Genomic DNA, 16,320 nt, shown 5'->3' on the forward strand with positions numbered 1-16,320 from the left:
TCCTTACGCCCATCAGGCCGAAAGCTGCGACAGGTCTTCCTGAACATAGCCGATGATCCGCGCATAATCGCGCGGCACAACGTGCCAGAACCGCTCCAGCGTCCGCTCCCAGCAATGCAGCAGATCCGCGGCATAGGTGCTGCCGGTCTCCGCCACATGCCGCTCCACCAGCGCACGCAGCTCCTGATCCCAGCGGCTGCCAGCCTGCACGCGGCTCCAGATCACCGTATCGGGGTTGATCTGCGCCTCAAACCGCCCCTTCACATCCAGCACATAGGCCATGCCCCCCGTGAAACCGGCGCCGAAATTGTCGCCCGTCTCCCCAAGGATCACGACCGTCCCGCCGGTCATGTATTCGCAGCCATTCGAGCCACAGCCCTCGACCACGGCCGTCGCCCCGGAGTTCCGGACCGCAAAGCGCTCACCCGCCTGCCCCGCCGCAAACAGCGTCCCCGCCGTCGCGCCGTACAGAACCGTATTGCCAATGATCGCGCTCTGCTCGGACGCCCACTGCGCTGCCGGTGACTTGCGGACAACGATCGTCGCCCCCGAAAGCCCCTTGCCGACATAGTCGTTGGCATCGCCCTCGACCTCGATCTTGAGCCCCTGCACGCCGAACGCACCCAGAGACTGCCCGGCCGAACCGCGCAGCGACAGCGTGAGTTGGCCTTCCGGAAGCTCCTTCATGCCGAACTTGCGCGTAATCAGCCCCGAAACCCGCGTACCGATCGCACGATGCGTGTTCTGCACCGTGTAATGCAGATGCAGCTTCTCCCGACGCTCGAACAGCGCCGTCGCATCCGGGATGATCTGCCCATCCAGCGTCTCGGGAACCTCGTTGCGCCCCTCACGGGTGCAGAACCGCGCATGCTCGCCCGGATCAGCCTGAACCAGCAGCGAGTTCAGATCCAGATCATCCAGATAATCCGCACCACGCGACACCTGACGCAGCATATCCGTCCGCCCGATCACCTCTTCCAGCGACCGCACACCCAGATCTGCCAGAATATGCCGGATGTCTTCCGCAATCAGCGTGAACAGGTTGATGACCTTCTCAGGCGATCCCCCGAACTTCTCCCGCAGCTTCTCGTCCTGCACACACACGCCCACCGGGCAGGTGTTGGAGTGGCACTGACGCACCATGATGCAGCCCATCGCCACAAGCGCCGCCGTGCCGATGCCGAACTCTTCAGCCCCCAGCATCGCCGCCATGACAACGTCACGACCCGTCTTGATGCCACCATCCGTCCGCAGCACCAGACGATGCCGCAGCCGGTTCAGCATCAGCACCTGATGCGCTTCGGACAGCCCCATTTCCCACGGCAGACCCGCATAATGGATCGAGGACTGCGGGCTCGCACCCGTTCCGCCCGAATGGCCGGAAATCAGGATCGCATCCGCCTTGGCCTTCGCCACACCGGCCGCAATCGTGCCGATGCCCGTCCGCGCCACCAGCTTGACCGTGACGGTCGCCGTCGGATTGATCTGCTTGAGATCGTAAATGAGCTGCGCCAGATCCTCGATCGAATAGATGTCATGATGCGGCGGCGGCGAAATCAGCGTCACCCCCGGCGTCGCATGACGCAGACGCCCGATCAGTTCCGTCACCTTGAAGCCCGGCAGCTGCCCGCCCTCGCCGGGCTTCGCACCCTGCGCCATCTTGATCTCGATCTCGCGGCAGTCATTCAGATACTGCGCCGTCACGCCAAAACGGCCGGACGCCACCTGCTTGATCGCCGAAGACGCATTGTCCCCGTTCGGACGCGGCCTGGAGCGCTCGGCATCCTCGCCACCCTCACCGGAATCGGACTTCGCACCAATCCGGTTCATGGCAATCGCCAGCGTCTCATGCGCCTCGGGGCTCAGCGCGCCCAGCGAAATCCCCGGCGCCACCAGACGACGGCGGATCTGCGTGATACTCTCGACTTCATCCACCGGAACCGGCGCATGGGTCGGCTTGAAATCCAGCAGATCACGCAGCGCCACAGGAGGCATCTGGCGCACCGCATCCGCATAACGCCGGTACAGTGTAAAGCTGTTCGCCGTCACCGCACTCTGAAGCATATGCACAAGCTGCCCCGAGAACGCATGCGTCTCACCCTGACGCCGCAGCTTGTAACGCCCACCGACAGGCAGAGCCTCAACCTTCCGGTTCCACGCCGCCGCATGCGCCCCAAGAATGTTGCGCGCAATCCCCGGCAGACCAATCCCCGAAATCCGCGACGGCATGCCGGGGAAGAACTCCGCCACCAGCGCACGGGACAGCCCGATCGCCTCGAAATTATACCCGCCACGATAGGCCGAAATGATCGAAATGCCGGACTTGGACATGATCTTCAGCAGACCCTTGTCCACGGCCTTGCGATACCGCTCCATCGCCTCCCGCAGCGACATCTTGCCAAACAGCCCACGCTGCAGCCGGTCCGCCACGCAATACTGCGCCAGAGCCGGGTTCACCGTCGTCGCACCAACACCAATCGTCACCGCGATCGCATGAACATCGATCGCACCCGACGTCCGCACGTTCAGCGACGTGAACGTCCGCAGCGAATTGCGCACCAGATGGATATGCACGGCCGCAGTCGCGAGAATCATCGGAATCGCAACCCGCGTCGCATCCGTATTGTCATCCGTCAGGAACAGATGCGTGCACCCACCGCGAACATGATCCTCCGCCTGCGCCCGGATGGACGCAATCGCCGCCCGCAGACCTTCCTCGCCCTCTTCGGCCGGGAAAGTGCAGTCGATCACCCCCGCATTCTCACCGCAGACCTTCAGCAGCTCGTCGAACTCACCGATCGTGAGAACGGGGCTCGGCAGCTGCAACAGATCGCACTGCTCCGGCGCCTGATCGAGAATATTCCCCAGATTGCCCAGCCGCGTGACCAGACTCATCACCCGCGTCTCACGCAAAGAGTCGATCGGCGGATTCGTAACCTGACTGAACCCCTGACGGAAATAATGCGCCAGCCCGCGATAGATCGTGGACAGAACCTGAAGCGGCGTATCATCGCCCATCGACCCCAGAGCCTCGGCCGCATTCTCCACCATCGGGTGCAGAATGGTCTCCAGCTCCTCATGCGTCAGACTGACCGCCACCTGGTGCCGCCGCAGCAGATCCGGATCGAGCGCCTCAGGCTCAACCACATCCCGCACAATCGGCTCGATATCGCGGATGCGCTTCACCCAGCCCCGGAAATCCTGACGCGACGCCAGCATCTCCAGAAGCTCCTCGGACTGGTAAAGCCGCCCTTCCTTCAAATCGAGCGCCAGCGTCTGCCCCGGACCAAGCCGCCCCCGGCTCTTCACCCGCGCATCCGGCACCCGGACCATCCCGGTCTCGGACCCCACAATGAGCAGACCATCCTGAGTGATGCTGTAACGCAGCGGACGCAGACCGGCCCGGTCCAGCCCCGCCACAACCCAGCGCCCATCCGTCGCACACAGCGCCGCCGGACCATCCCAGGGCTCGATCACCGCATTGCAGTACCGGAACAGCGCCCGCGCCGCATCCGACATCGCTGAGTTCGCCCCACCTGAGGCCGGCACGAGCATCGTCTTCGCCATCGGCGCATCACGCCCGGCAAAAGTCAGCAGCTCGAACACATTATCCAGCGCCGCCGTATCCGAACCCGCAGCCTGCACGACCGGCTTGAGATCCGCCATGTACGGATCCAGCTCCGGATGCGCGAGCCGCGTCTCATGCGAGCGCATCCAGTTCGTATTGCCCGAAATCGTGTTGATCTCGCCGTTATGCGCCACCTTGCGGAACGGCTGGGCCAGCTTCCAGGTCGGGAATGTATTGGTCGAATACCGCTGGTGATAGATCGCAAACCGCGACACGAACCGCTCATCCAGCAGATCCGGATAGAAATCCGTCAGGTTCTCCGCAAGGAACATGCCCTTGTAGATCACCGAGCGGCAGGACATCGAACACACATACAGATCAACCTGCTGCGCCGTCGCCTGCTTCTCGATCCGCCGACGCAACACATACAGGTCACGCTCGAACTCGTCTTCGGACCGGCCAAGCCGGTTGCGGATCATGATCTGCTCGATCTCCGGCCGCGTCTGGTTGGCCTTCTCGCCAATGCACGCCGTATCAATCGGCACCTGACGCCAGCCATAGATCCCGTAACCGAAGTTCAGGATCTCCGTCTCGATGATCTGACGGCCCCGCTCCTGCGACCCCAGATCGGTCTTGGGCAGGAACACCATGCCCACCGCAATACGCCCGTCGATCGTATCGTCGCTGGAGCCGTTATGGATCGCCTCGGCAAAGAAATCCTGCGGGATTTCCACATGAATGCCCGCACCATCGCCGGTCTTGCCATCCGCATCGACCGCACCGCGATGCCAGATATTGCCCAGCGCCTCGATACCCGCCTGAACCACACTGCGCGACGGCTTGCCATCCAGCGAGGCGACCAGACCCACACCACAGGAATCGCGCTCCTGCGACGGGTCATACAGCCCCTTCAGACGCTCGACGTTCTCGGCATACTCGCGGATGAAATCGTTACTGTGTGTCATTCCGCGGCCTCCAGAGCACCGGTCATTGTTTCAGTCAGATGATGATGGATCGCATCGGCCGCATCCCGGCCGTCCTTGATCGCCCAGACAACCAGGCTCGCCCCGCGCACGATGTCGCCCCCGGCAAACACACCCGGCAGGCTCGTTGCAAAGCCCCCCGGCGGCACCGTCAGCGTGCCCCAGCGCGTCACGGCCAGCTCAGGCTCATTGAACTGCCCCGGCAGATCTTCGGGATCAAACCCCAGAGCCTTGATGACCAGATCGCCCTCGATCACGTCATGCTGCCCCGTGCCCTCAATGGACCGGCGCCCCGACGCATCCGGAGCCCCCAGCCGCATCCTCAGCACCCGCACGCCCGACACGCTGCCATCGCCCAGAAACGCTTCCGGCGAGCCCAGCCACTCGAAATGCGCGCCTTCTTCCTCGGCATTGTAAACTTCCTGCCGCGACCCCGGCATGTTCGCCCGGTCCCGACGGTACACACAGGTCACACGCTCGGCACCCTGACGGATCGACGTGCGCACGCAGTCCATGGCCGTGTCACCACCACCAATGACCACGACCCGACGCCCCTTCGCATGAAGCGCTGCGTCCTCGCCCGGATCCTCGTCATAGCCACGACGATTGGACGCCGTCAGGAAGTCGATCGCATCGACAACACCCTCAAGCCCGGCCCCCGGCACCTTCACATCGCGCGAGCGATACACACCCGTCGCCAGGAACACCGCATCATGCCGCGCCCGCAGATCCTCAAGCGCCGTCTCACCCTCACCCGAACCAACAGGTGTGGAGAGATGGAACACGATCCCCTGCTCCTCCAGCAGCGCATGACGCCGCGCCACCACATGCTTTTCCAGCTTGAAGCTCGGAATCCCGTAAGTCAGCAGCCCGCCCACACGGTCCTGACGCTCATAGACATGAACCTCATAACCCTGAGCCCGCAGCCGCTCCGCACAGGCCAGACCCGCCGGCCCGGACCCCACGATCCCGACACTCCGCCCCAGATCCCGATCCGGAAGCGCAGGCTTCACCCAGCCCTGCTCGAACGCATTTTCGGTAATGAACCGCTCGACAGCCCCAATGGTGACGCTCTCAAAGCCCTTGTTGATGACGCAGTTGCCTTCGCACAGCCGGTCCTGCGGACAGATCCGCCCGCAAATCTCCGGAAACGTATTCGTCGCGGACGACATCTCATACGCTTCCTCCAGCCGGTCCTCAGCCGTCAGCTTCAGCCAGTCGGGAATGTTGTTCCCCAGCGGACAATGCACGGAGCAGAACGGAATCCCGCACTGCGAGCAACGCGACGCCTGCTCTTCCGCACGGCTGCGCGCAAACCCACGGTAAATCTCCCCGAAATCCTGACGGCGTTCAGCCGCATCGCGCTTCTCGGGAAGCACCTGGGGGTGGGTGACGAACTGCAACATGCGTTCGGCCATGCGTCGTGTCTCCTGCAAAACATGCCCGCCCGACCATAAACCCCGGACGCACATCAGACCTGTCCGAAAGCAGCTATTCCGTCACTTTATCCAATAACAGTCAGTGACACTGACCTTTCAGGAAGATTATCCCATCTCAGCCTCAGGAACGGGATTTTTCATCCAATTCATTAGGTCCGATCCGGATCATTCACCCTCAATACCCGCGTCAATCAAGGCCACCTCGGCCCTGTGCCGCAACCGCTACATCTCACCCGTTCACGCATGGAGACATCCGAACCGAACATCCCGGCAATACATTTTCTATTGCCACTGAGGCCACGGCTGCTGATTGTAGATCTGCAACTCCAAATCCGACATATGCATTCTGTTTTTAATATTCCTGGTCATTATCTGTCTTTTTTTGATGTAATCACTCAGCTGTCGATCCGTCATGGCATATCTAGAGCCAGTGACCTTATCCCATTTACTCAGACACGAGATCGAATCATCTGGCAAAACCTTGTACTTCACACAGAGATTATCGCCAGCAAGGTAATATTTATTGCCAATCATAACCGGGACCGGCTTCTGCGCACAGCCTGAAGTCAGTAGTGAACAACACAGAATGGCTAAAGAAATTTTCCGCACCAACTTTGCTCCACCAAGTCCAGGGCTGAACTCCTGCCTGAAACAGGCCGCAAAAAGACGTTACGTTGCCGTTCAGTCCGCCGCAAGTTTTCCCGGCGGACACCCCCAATCAAAGCGGAAAATCTTCGCCCCACCCCTCGCAGGACAAGTCAGGGCAACAGCCCGTTATTTACGGAACCGCCGCCAGCTCTCACAAATACTGCCTTTCAGATAATCCGGCACCACACTCCGCATCGCCGTCGGCGTAATCCCGAGAGACTGGAGATCATCCGCCCCCGGCTGCACCACATTATCCAGCCCCATCATCACAACCTGATCCCGCGTCAGCAGATGCCCCGGCAACGGCTCCAGGATTTCCGCCTCGAGCTTCGCCACACAGTCCGGCACCGGCAACAGGAAGCGACGCCGCCCCGAAGCCTCAAGCACGAACGCCATCAGCTCTTTCATGGTCAGCACATCCGGCCCACCCGCCTCGACCGTCATGCCAGCACGCTCCGGCGTCACCAGCGCCATCGCCGCCCGCGCCACGTCCCCAACATAAACCGGCTGGAACCGCGTCCCCGCCGCAAACACCGGCAACACGGGCGAGAGCTTGGCAATCAGCGCGAACATATTGAAGAAACTGTCCTCGGGCCCGAAAATCACCGAAGGCCGCAACAGCGCCGCTTCCGCAAACACCTCCCGCACCACACGCTCGGCCAGCCCTTTGCTGCGCCCGTAATTTCCCGGCGACTGTATCGAAGCCCCGATGGCCGACATGTGCAGATACTGCTCCACCCCCTCGCGCCGGGCCACCAGCGCCGCCAGCCGCGCCCCTTCCACATTGACCCGATGCATCGCCTTCACATCCGGCGACATGATCGACACGAGATTGATTCCCGCATCAGCCCCGCTGAACAGACGCTCCAGCGAGTCCGCATCATTCACGGACGCTTTGATGAATTCCACACGCCCGTCACCCGGAAAGCGGGCCAGCGCCTGATCGCCCTCGGGATTGCGACTGCCGACGCGCACCACATGCCCCGACGCCACCAGCCGGCCCACCAGTTCGCGGCCAACAAAGCCCCCGCCGCCCAGAACTGCCACAACGCGCCCCACGGACCGCGCGCCCCTGTCCGGCCCGCTCCCCTCATAAATCCCGTCATCCATGCCGCCACCGGTGCCCTCTACGGAAAAATTTGTACGCATTTTTGCTTTTCTTTCAGTTTGGCTGTTGACGCCCCACACGTGCAGGGGTAAACGCCTCTTCACCGAGCCGGGATGCCTCAGGAAACTGAAAAAACCCGGTGCTTTCTGAGCCCAGATGGCGGAATTGGTAGACGCGCAGGTTTCAGGTACCTGTGTCCGAAAGGACGTGGAAGTTCGAGTCTTCTTCTGGGCACCACAGACGATCAGGCGACATATCGCCTCGATCCTCTGGTGATCAAAAAAACTTGGTGACAATAGAATGAGCCAGCAGAACGCCATCCATCTTTATGACGGCGATCTGCCAGACGACTTCGATCTCGGCCCCCTTGTCGCCATCGATACCGAGACCATGGGTCTCAATCCCCATCGTGACCGCCTCTGCCTCGTCCAGCTCTCAGCCGGCGACGGTGAAGCTCATCTCGTTCAGATCAAGCCGGTCTCCATGGGCGGCCGCGGCTATGACTGCCCGAATCTCAAGGCCCTCCTGACAGACGATTCCGTCACCAAGCTGATGCATTTCGCACGCTTTGACGTCGCAGTCCTGCAGAACGCCTTCAACATCACGATCCCGTCGGTCATCTGCACCAAGATCGCCGCCCGGCTGGTCTACACCTTCACCGACCGCCACGGCCTAGCCTATCTGTGCCGCGACCTTCTGGGTGTCGAAATCTCCAAACATCAGCAGAGTTCGGACTGGGGCGCACAAACCCTCACCCCCGACCAGCTCCGCTATGCCGCATCGGACGTGCTGTATCTTCACGCATTGTGGGATAAGCTCGAAGCCATGCTGATCCGTGAAAACCGCCGTGACCTCGCGCAGGCCTGCTACGATTTCCTTCCGGCCCGCTGCCGACTGGACCTCATGGGCTACGAAGAGCCCGACATTTTCTCGCACCGCGCCTGATTTCCGGCCTGGCCTGAACATGCACCGTCCGTCGCCCCGCCCCTTCCGTACTGCGCTCGATTCGGCGCTCCAGACCGTCTCCATCGAGCGCGAAGGTCTTCAGGCCCTCGAACACGCCCTCTCCGGCCCGCTCGGGGAAGCCTTCTGCGAGGCCGTGAACCGCATCGCCGAAAGCGAAGGCCGCCTGATCGTCACCGGCATCGGCAAATCCGGCCATATCGCCCGCAAGATCCAGGCCACCCTCGCCTCCACCGGCACGCCCTCCCTTTTCCTGCACCCCGCGGAAGCCGCCCATGGCGATCTCGGCATGGTGGCCCCGGGCGACCTGATCCTGGCCTTCTCCAATTCCGGCGAAACCACCGAACTCGCCGCGATTCTGGCCTATGCCGCCCGGCAGAACCACTGCGTGATCGCCATCACCTCGGTCGGCACCTCCGCCCTGGCCCGCGCCGCCGAAATCCCGCTGGTCCTCCCCACCAGCACCGAGGCCTGCCCGATGGGCCTGGCGCCCACAACCAGCACCCTGCTGCAACTCGCCCTCGGCGACGCGCTCGCGCTCGCGCTGCTTCAAAAACGCGGCTTCACGGCCCGCGATTTCGGCGCCTTCCACCCCGGCGGCCTCCTCGGCGCCCGCCTGCGCCCCATCAGCGACCTGATGCACACGGGGGACGCCCTGCCTCTCGGACAGGGCAGCCTCCCGCTGCGCTCCGTCATTCTCGAGATGACACACAAGTCATTCGGGTGCATGGGTGTGACTGATGACAATGGTGTACTTCAGGGCCTCATCACGGACGCCGACCTGCGCCGCGCCCTCTCCGGTGACCTCGACACGACCACGGCGAAGGACGTCATGAACGCCGCCCCCGTCACCGCCACCCCCACCACGCTGGCGCAGGACGTGCTGCAGCTCATGAACCAGCGCGAGCGCCCCATCACGAGCCTCTTCATCGTCGATGAAGACCGCCGCCCCACGGGCATCGTCCACGTCCACGACCTCCTGCGAAGCGGCCTGTCATGAACGGCCCCAACCCGGACGCTCCCGGCCCCAACGCTCCGGGTTCCGAAAACGGCGAGCCCCGCATCCGCCGCGAGGATTTCGATCCCGACCGCGCCGAGAGCCTCGCCCGCCTCGACAGCCTGCGCCGCGCAGCCTTCCAGCGCATCCGCCAGGCCCCCGACGCCGAACAGCTCGCCCGCCGCCGCTCCCTTCTGGGATTCGCCAAATGGGCGCTGCCGGGCCTGGCCCTCGTCCTGCTCAGCTCCATCGCCGCCTGGCCCGAGATTTCCCATCTCATGAACCAGAACCGCGCCGCCCTGAAGGAAATGGCCCGCCTGCGCGTGGAAAGCGGCAACATGGAACAGGCCACCTATCGCGGCCTCGATGCCCATAACCACCCCTACATGATCACCGCCCGCACCACCCACCAGCAGGGCCCCGATCGCGTGGACCTGGTCGATCCCGTCGCCGACATCCAGCTCTCCGGCAATTCCTGGGCCCATATACGCTCCGACCGCGGCGTCTACATGCAGCACGAACAGACGCTCGATCTCGACGACAACGTCGTGCTCTACCGTGACGACGGCCTCCTCATGAACGGCCCCTCCGCCGATCTGGACCTCAAGGCCGACGTGATCGCATCCCGCGACTGGGTCCACGCGGAAGGCCCCTTCGGCCGGCAGGACGCCCAAGGCTATTTTCTGGACCAGCATGCAGGTATCATGCAGTTTACAGGACCGGGACTGACGGTCCGCAACGATGACAACGGCCCTCCGAGTGCGGCGGCCCGCCTGCACCTGCAAGGACTGAAGACCGAAAAATGACCCCCCGCCCCGCAGCCCTCCTCCCCCTCCTCATCGCCCTGCCGCTCGCACTTCCCCCCGCCCCGGCGCATGCGGACGGACTGGACATGTCCCACGGCGAAGCCGTCCAGCTCTTCTGGAAAAAAGAAGAGATCTATGACCGCAACGCCCAGACCGTGACGCTTACGGGCGGCGCGCGGGCCGTGCGTGGAGATGTGACGGTCGATGCGGATACGCTGATCGGATATCTGCGCAAGAAAACACCGCCTCCGGGGCAGCCTGCTCCTCCACCACCCCCGGCCAACGCCAAGGATAACAGCGGCGACCCGATGGGAGGCTCCCTTGAGCTGTACCGGATCGAGGCTCGCGGCAACGTTCATATCTACAACCAGACCGATCAGGGCTGGGGCGATCATGCCCTGTACGACATGGACCAGGCGGTCATGGTCATGACGGGCAAGCATCTGAAGCTGACGACCCCGCAGGACGTCCTGACGGCACGTGACGTGATGGAATATCACTCGAAAACACGCATGTCGGTTGGCCGGGGTGACGCCACTGTCACCACCAATGACGGCAAGCAGGTCAAGGCGGACGTACTGGTTTCCTTCAGCAAACCCAGCGATGCCCCGGCCCCCGGCACGCCGCAGTCGGCCAAGCCGGCACAGGCCGCCGATTCCTCCAATCCAATGGGCGGCGGCGCCTCGAAGCTCGACCGCGCCTATGGCTGGGGCCACGTCGTCCTGCGCACCCAGACCCAGACCGGTACCGGTGACCGCGGCGTCTATGTTTTCGATACCCAGATCGCGCGTCTGATCGGACATGTTCATGTCACGCAGGGCCAGAACCAGAACAACGGCTCGCAGGCCATCGTGAACATGAAGACCGGCATTGCAACCATGCTGCCGGGCACGGACTCGCCCATTCAGGGGCTCGTCGTGCCGAACGAGGCCAACAGCAGCCAGGCACCCAAGTGACAGACAGCTATATTCCCCCTCAGCCGCCCTCCACCGGCCTGGTCGCAAGCGGCATCGGCAAGTCCTACAAGAAGCGCGCTGTCGTCAAAAACGTGTCGCTTCAGGTCCAGCGCGGCGAAGCCGTTGGCCTCCTTGGCCCGAACGGCGCCGGCAAGACGACCAGCTTCTACATGATCGTCGGCCTCGTGCAGCCCGACACCGGCACCATCACGCTGGACGGCGCCGACATCACGCAGTTGCCGATGTATCGCCGAGCGCGCCTCGGCGTCGGCTACCTGCCGCAGGAAGCCAGCATTTTCCGTGGCCTGAACGTCGAGCAGAACATCATGGCGGCCCTCGAAGTCGTCGAGCCCGATCCGGAAAAGCGCGACCTGATGCTCAACGGCCTGCTGGCCGAGTTCGGCATCACCCATCTGCGCCGCTCGCCCTCACTCGCGCTGTCCGGCGGTGAGCGTCGTCGTCTCGAAATCGCCCGCGCACTCGCCAGCCAGCCGAACTACATCCTGCTTGATGAACCTCTCGCCGGCATCGATCCGATCGCCGTCGGAGAAATCCGTGATCTCGTCTCGCATCTGAAGGATCGTGGCATCGGCGTGCTGATTACGGACCATAACGTCCGCGAAACGCTCGAGGTCATTGACCGCGCCTATATCATGCATGGCGGTCAGGTGCTGATGGAAGGCACCCCCGAAGCCATCGTCGCGAACGAAGACGTCCGTCGGGTCTATCTCGGAGAGAATTTCTCGCTGTAACATGCCGGGATGCTTGTCCCGGGCCTGATCCAGCGTCAGTCGCAGTCTCTCGTCATGACGCCCCAACTGCGTCAGGCGATTGCGTTGCTGCAATATACGCAGACCGATCTTGCCCAGCATCTCCGGCAGGTCTGCGAAACCAACCCCCTCCTCATCCTGGAGCCCGGCGATACAGCTCCTGAAGCCGCACCCACGTCGGAAGACTTTCACGACGACGACCCGGACCGCTTCACCACCGCCTCCGACCGCCCGGAAGCCGCCGCTCCGCTTCCGTCCGACCGCGACGAGCTGATCCTCCAGATCCGCCACTCCATCCCCCCGGAGGAGCAGCACGCCGCCTTTCATCTGCTGGACAGTCTCGACGAAACCGGCCGCCTCCCCGTCTCCGTTACGGACCTTGCTGCCGAACTGGGCGTGGACGCACCGAAACTCGAAGCGATCCGCCAAACTCTCATGCATCTCGAACCCGCAGGTCTCTTCGCCCGTTCACTCGAAGAGTGTCTGGCCGCCCAGCTTCGGGTCCGTAATCGCCTCGATCCCGCGATGCAGACCCTGCTCGACAATCTGGATCTGCTCGCCCGACGGGACTGGCGCAGACTGCGTGAAAAATGCGCTCTCGATCAGGATGACCTGCTGGACATGCTGGCCGAGATCCAGGCCCTCGATCCGCGCCCTGGCCTCAGCCTGCCGCCACCCGCACCGCCTGTTGAACCGGATCTGATCGTCCGTCCCAATGGCACCGGCTTCCGCCTGACCCTCAACACGCGTCTGCTGCCAGCAATCCGGCTCGACGACACACTGCGCGCGCAGATCGATGGCCACACGGAAGCGAGCAGGAGGCTGCTGGCCTACGCAGGCGAAGCAACAGCCCTCATCCGCGCGTTGCACAGTCGCAAACAGTCGCTCCTGACCGTCGGCCGCGCCATCGTCCAGCATCAGGCTGCCTTCCTGCGCGATGGCCCCACCGCGCTCCGCCCCCTGACCATGCGTGAAATTGCCGAACGCACGGAACTGCACGAAAGCACCATCAGCCGCATCGTCAGCAGCAAATATATCGATACGCCCCGCGGGACTGTTCCGCTCAAACTGTTCTTCTCAACCGCCCTGACATCCGAAGACGGCACCACCCAGAGTGCCCATGCCATCCAGCATCGCCTCCAGGCATTGGTAGCCGCCGAGGGCGACAACGTCCTGTCCGACGACGCTCTGACAGCCCTGCTGCAAAAGGAAGGATTTTCCATCCAGCGCCGTACCGTCGCCAAATATCGCGAAGGTCTCGGAATCGCGAAATCCAGTCAACGGAAGAGACTACGCCGCACGTCCTGAGAAAATGGGCCAGTTCTGCTTCCGACCAATACGGTTGGCGACAGAGCATTTTTCGATATCTCTATTGAAAATCATTCATGTCAAACCACGTTTAACAGACAGACGGCAGCCGTTATGGGTGCTGAATTGACAGGAATATTTCTAATGTCCAACGATCCCGTTCCCCACGAATCCTCAAGCCTTCATCATCTTGCCGAAAAGGCGCACCGTCAGCCCAAGCTGCTGACGAAAAGCGAAGTCGAGGAACTGGCTCATTTCGTTCTCAAGGGCGCTGAAGGCGCGACCGAGGAGCAGAAGGAAATCGCCAAACGCGCCCTTCGCAATCCCGAAGGCATCGAAAGCGCCGACATCACGGCTCTCGCCACCCAGATCCTGACACGGAAGTAAGACCATGACCGGCCATTCCCACGCACTCCCGCCCCAGCAGAAACTCGAGCAGCGCCTGAAGGAAGTCGAACGCGACCTCGCTCGTGCTGAGAAATCAGATCCGGAGCGCATCCATGCTCTGAAGGCTGAAATCAAGAAAATCCAGTCTGAACTTCAGGATTGATACTTTGCGCGGTAAGAGACACGTCAAAAACTGTCTTTTCTTTTTGTAGAAATGTCCCTTTCCGTCTTTAAACCGCAGGTCTGCTCTCGCCACTTTACAGACATGTTTCCTCATCCCGAGGGTTCCGGTAAACAGACGTCAGTTACCTATATAAGAGCCTGTTTGGAAAATCAGGAGTGAGCATTCCTGCGCATGAGATTGGCGCTCATGGCGACGAAGATCATGGCCTGTGACACGTCGACGCGGCGCTCGTCATCACATCCGAGCCGCCGCCGGCGGATCATCCAGCCGCAAATCCTTTCGACCACCCAGCGTCGCGGGGGCGGATGATCTCAACGATGCAATCCAGATAAGTCGCCTTGTCCATCAACGTCAGGCGATCATAGGCGCCATCGGCGAACAGATGCTTCCACCCATGGCCAACGCTTGCGGATTGCATCCAGACTCATCTGAGCGCTGGCACTGTCGGAGATATCGGCCGGCATCAGATTGACCATCAGGAGGCGCCCGTCCGTATCGACAGCAATATGGCACTTGCCTCCAACGACCTCCTTGCCGGCATCATACTCCCTTGCTTTTGCATGAGGCGCGTTGATACTTTGGCTGTCGATCACCGCCGCTGTTGGACTGGCCTCACGGCCTACATGCTCTCTGCCGAGCATCCGTTCAACGTCATGAATGGTCTGGAACAGGAACTGTCGCACCAGTTCGCGGAACCAGCCATAGACCGTGCGCCAGTGCCCGAAGTGGATCGACAGCATGCGCCAACCGCAGCCTGACCGAACAAGATAGCGCACCGCATTGATCACTTCACGGAATTCGACCTCTCATAGGCGGCCACATCCAGAGCCTGAAACACATCAGAACGATTTTTCAAACAGGCTCCAGCACGGTCCATACGTAGTCCGGCATCAGCAAGTGTCTGGTGGTTTAGTGCTACCCGGAGTTACGCATCACCTAGGCCGTGCTTTGTCACCGGCTCCCGAAACGGGCGCGGGCAGCCTCCGTCACCGGCGTGAACAGGCTGATGATCGTGCCCTCGGGATCACGGAACTGGGCCGTGCGGTTACCCCAAGGCAGCAGTTTCGGCGCAATCACAACGTTCACTTTGTCTTTCAGACGCGTGAACTCGGCATCCACGTCATCGACCCTGAATTCCAGGATAGCCGTGCGATTGGCACCTGGTTCGGCACTCCCTTCCATAAACAGCGCTACCGTCTCGGCACTCCCGATCGCAAGTGTCGCGCCAGGGGTTACGATTTCGGCAAACTGGGGCGCAAGCCATTCGGCAGACTGCCCGGTCACCAGTTCGTAAAAGGCCACCATCGTGGTGATGTCGGCGGCAATCAGACGTATGGAGGCAAAGGTCATCGGTCGGTTCCTGCGGAGGTTGTGTTCCCCGCCTTTTGGCACAATCACGCTGACAGCATTCTGTCAGCATGATTGCAGAGCCTTTGCGCAGCACCGATCGCCTTTTTCAGATTATCCAGCTCCTGCGTCGGTCGTCCCGCCCCGTCACGGCGAGGATACTGGCCGACGAACTGGAAGTCTCGATCCGCACGATTTACCGCGACGTCGCGCATCTGACGGGGCAGCGCGTCCCCATTTCAGGTGAAGCTGGCGTTGGCTACGTTCTGGGAACCGGATATGACATGCCGCCGCTCGCATTGCTCCCGGCTGAACTTGAAGCAATCGTTCTGGGAGCGGTGGGTAGCGGCCCACGGTGACAAGACGCTGTCACACGCCGCATTGGACGTTCTCGCCAAGGTTGCTGCGGTTGTACCCGCGCCCTTACAGCCGCTTATCAGCACTCCAAGCACAGCCGCGAAACTGCCTCTCGATGCATCACAAGACATGGCTGACAGGGCGAACCAACCGAGCGTACAGTATGGCCAGTCGTTCTCGGCTATTCGGACATCACATGCATGTTGAGCGCCTGGTGCGAGCTACGTCAGGGCTTCCGCCATTTCCGTACCGATCGGATATACGCGGTAGAAATGCTGGCTGAGCAGATAGACGAGCCTCGTTCCCGATTGCTCCGGCGCTGGAGCGCGCGACGCACATCCGAACTTGCAAGGCTTATGAGTTGTTCAGCAGGTTAATTGTTTTCTGTCTCATTCCAGCCATCCGTTCGGTCATGGCCCGTTCCACAAAACAGACCTGGCCATGACGAGCAGAAAGAGAGCCGGCAGTGGAAATAATCTGCTCAGGAGGGAAGTACTAT

At 61.9% G+C, this 16,320-nt stretch carries 13 protein-coding genes, 1 tRNA gene and 2 pseudogenes; 11 read left to right on the plus strand and 5 right to left on the minus strand.

Features of this window, described 5'->3' with window-relative positions:
• Positions 1–12: 12 nt before the first annotated feature.
• The 3 genes from gltB to HKD31_RS07735 all read right to left on the minus strand — a co-directional run bounded on the left by gltB (position 13) and on the right by HKD31_RS07735 (position 7,787).
• Complete coding sequence (gene gltB, locus HKD31_RS07725; protein ID WP_194264696.1) at positions 13–4,533, minus strand: glutamate synthase large subunit; 4,521 nt, start codon at positions 4,531–4,533, stop codon at positions 13–15.
• On the minus strand, positions 4,530–5,969 hold the full coding sequence (locus HKD31_RS07730; RefSeq protein ID WP_062499999.1) for an NAD(P)-dependent oxidoreductase: 1,440 nt from the start codon (positions 5,967–5,969) through the stop codon (positions 4,530–4,532). The genes gltB and HKD31_RS07730 overlap by 4 nt, the downstream gene beginning before the upstream one ends.
• 795 nt (positions 5,970–6,764) lie before the next feature.
• Positions 6,765–7,787 (minus strand): complex I NDUFA9 subunit family protein, encoded by a 1,023-nt coding sequence (locus HKD31_RS07735; RefSeq protein ID WP_228120340.1) that lies wholly within the window; start codon positions 7,785–7,787, stop codon positions 6,765–6,767.
• Positions 7,788–7,896: 109 nt separating this feature from the next.
• On the opposite strand from HKD31_RS07735, the gene HKD31_RS07740 reads away from it, so the two are divergent.
• The 9 genes from HKD31_RS07740 (at position 7,897) to HKD31_RS07780 (ending at position 14,096) form a co-directional block, all read left to right on the plus strand.
• Positions 7,897–7,983 (plus strand) — tRNA-Leu (locus HKD31_RS07740).
• 63 nt (positions 7,984–8,046) lie between these two features.
• The gene (locus tag HKD31_RS07745) at positions 8,047–8,691 is read left to right on the plus strand and encodes a ribonuclease D (RefSeq protein WP_011253367.1); all 645 of its coding nucleotides are present in this window, start codon (positions 8,047–8,049) and stop codon (positions 8,689–8,691) included.
• 19 nt (positions 8,692–8,710) lie between these two features.
• Positions 8,711–9,709, plus strand: a complete 999-nt coding sequence (locus HKD31_RS07750; RefSeq protein WP_194264812.1) for a KpsF/GutQ family sugar-phosphate isomerase — start codon at positions 8,711–8,713, stop codon at positions 9,707–9,709.
• The gene (lptC, locus tag HKD31_RS07755; protein WP_228120342.1) at positions 9,706–10,512 is read left to right on the plus strand and encodes an LPS export ABC transporter periplasmic protein LptC; all 807 of its coding nucleotides are present in this window, start codon (positions 9,706–9,708) and stop codon (positions 10,510–10,512) included. Before HKD31_RS07750 ends, lptC begins: the two co-directional genes overlap by 4 nt.
• Positions 10,509–11,468, plus strand: coding sequence for an LptA/OstA family protein (locus tag HKD31_RS07760; RefSeq protein WP_041112096.1), 960 nt, complete (start codon positions 10,509–10,511; stop codon positions 11,466–11,468). Before lptC ends, HKD31_RS07760 begins: the two co-directional genes overlap by 4 nt.
• A complete protein-coding gene (lptB, locus tag HKD31_RS07765; RefSeq protein ID WP_194264695.1) occupies positions 11,465–12,220 on the plus strand; it encodes an LPS export ABC transporter ATP-binding protein in 756 nt (251 codons plus the stop codon). The genes HKD31_RS07760 and lptB overlap by 4 nt, the downstream gene beginning before the upstream one ends.
• A 9-nt stretch (positions 12,221–12,229) precedes the next feature.
• The gene (gene rpoN / locus HKD31_RS07770; protein ID WP_194264694.1) at positions 12,230–13,546 is read left to right on the plus strand and encodes an RNA polymerase factor sigma-54; all 1,317 of its coding nucleotides are present in this window, start codon (positions 12,230–12,232) and stop codon (positions 13,544–13,546) included.
• 144 nt (positions 13,547–13,690) lie between these two features.
• Complete coding sequence (locus HKD31_RS07775) at positions 13,691–13,933, plus strand: hypothetical protein (protein ID WP_011253361.1); 243 nt, start codon at positions 13,691–13,693, stop codon at positions 13,931–13,933.
• Between the two features lie 4 nt (positions 13,934–13,937).
• Positions 13,938–14,096, plus strand: a complete 159-nt coding sequence (locus HKD31_RS07780) for a hypothetical protein (protein ID WP_194264693.1) — start codon at positions 13,938–13,940, stop codon at positions 14,094–14,096.
• 170 nt (positions 14,097–14,266) lie between these two features.
• Here the strand turns inward: HKD31_RS07780 and HKD31_RS07785 are convergent.
• Together HKD31_RS07785 and HKD31_RS07790 are read right to left on the minus strand one after the other, a co-directional pair.
• Positions 14,267–14,923 (minus strand): annotated as a pseudogene (locus HKD31_RS07785) (IS5 family transposase); the annotation flags it as partial.
• A 145-nt stretch (positions 14,924–15,068) separates the two neighbouring features.
• Positions 15,069–15,467: a VOC family protein gene (locus HKD31_RS07790; RefSeq protein WP_194264692.1), complete on the minus strand. Its 399-nt coding sequence runs from the start codon at positions 15,465–15,467 to the stop codon at positions 15,069–15,071.
• Positions 15,468–15,535: 68 nt separating this feature from the next.
• Between HKD31_RS07790 and HKD31_RS16045 the strand changes: the two genes are divergently transcribed.
• Together HKD31_RS16045 and HKD31_RS16050 are read left to right on the plus strand one after the other, a co-directional pair.
• Entirely contained in the window at positions 15,536–15,823 is a 288-nt protein-coding gene (locus tag HKD31_RS16045) for a helix-turn-helix transcriptional regulator (protein ID WP_228120343.1), read from the plus strand.
• 150 nt (positions 15,824–15,973) lie between these two features.
• Positions 15,974–16,198, plus strand: a pseudogene (locus HKD31_RS16050) (WYL domain-containing protein); the annotation flags it as partial.
• Between the last annotated feature and the right edge of the window lie 122 nt (positions 16,199–16,320).

Origin of the sequence: Gluconobacter potus (assembly GCF_015244705.1) — a bacterium.
GTDB classification, from domain to species: Bacteria; Pseudomonadota; Alphaproteobacteria; order Acetobacterales; family Acetobacteraceae; genus Gluconobacter; species Gluconobacter potus.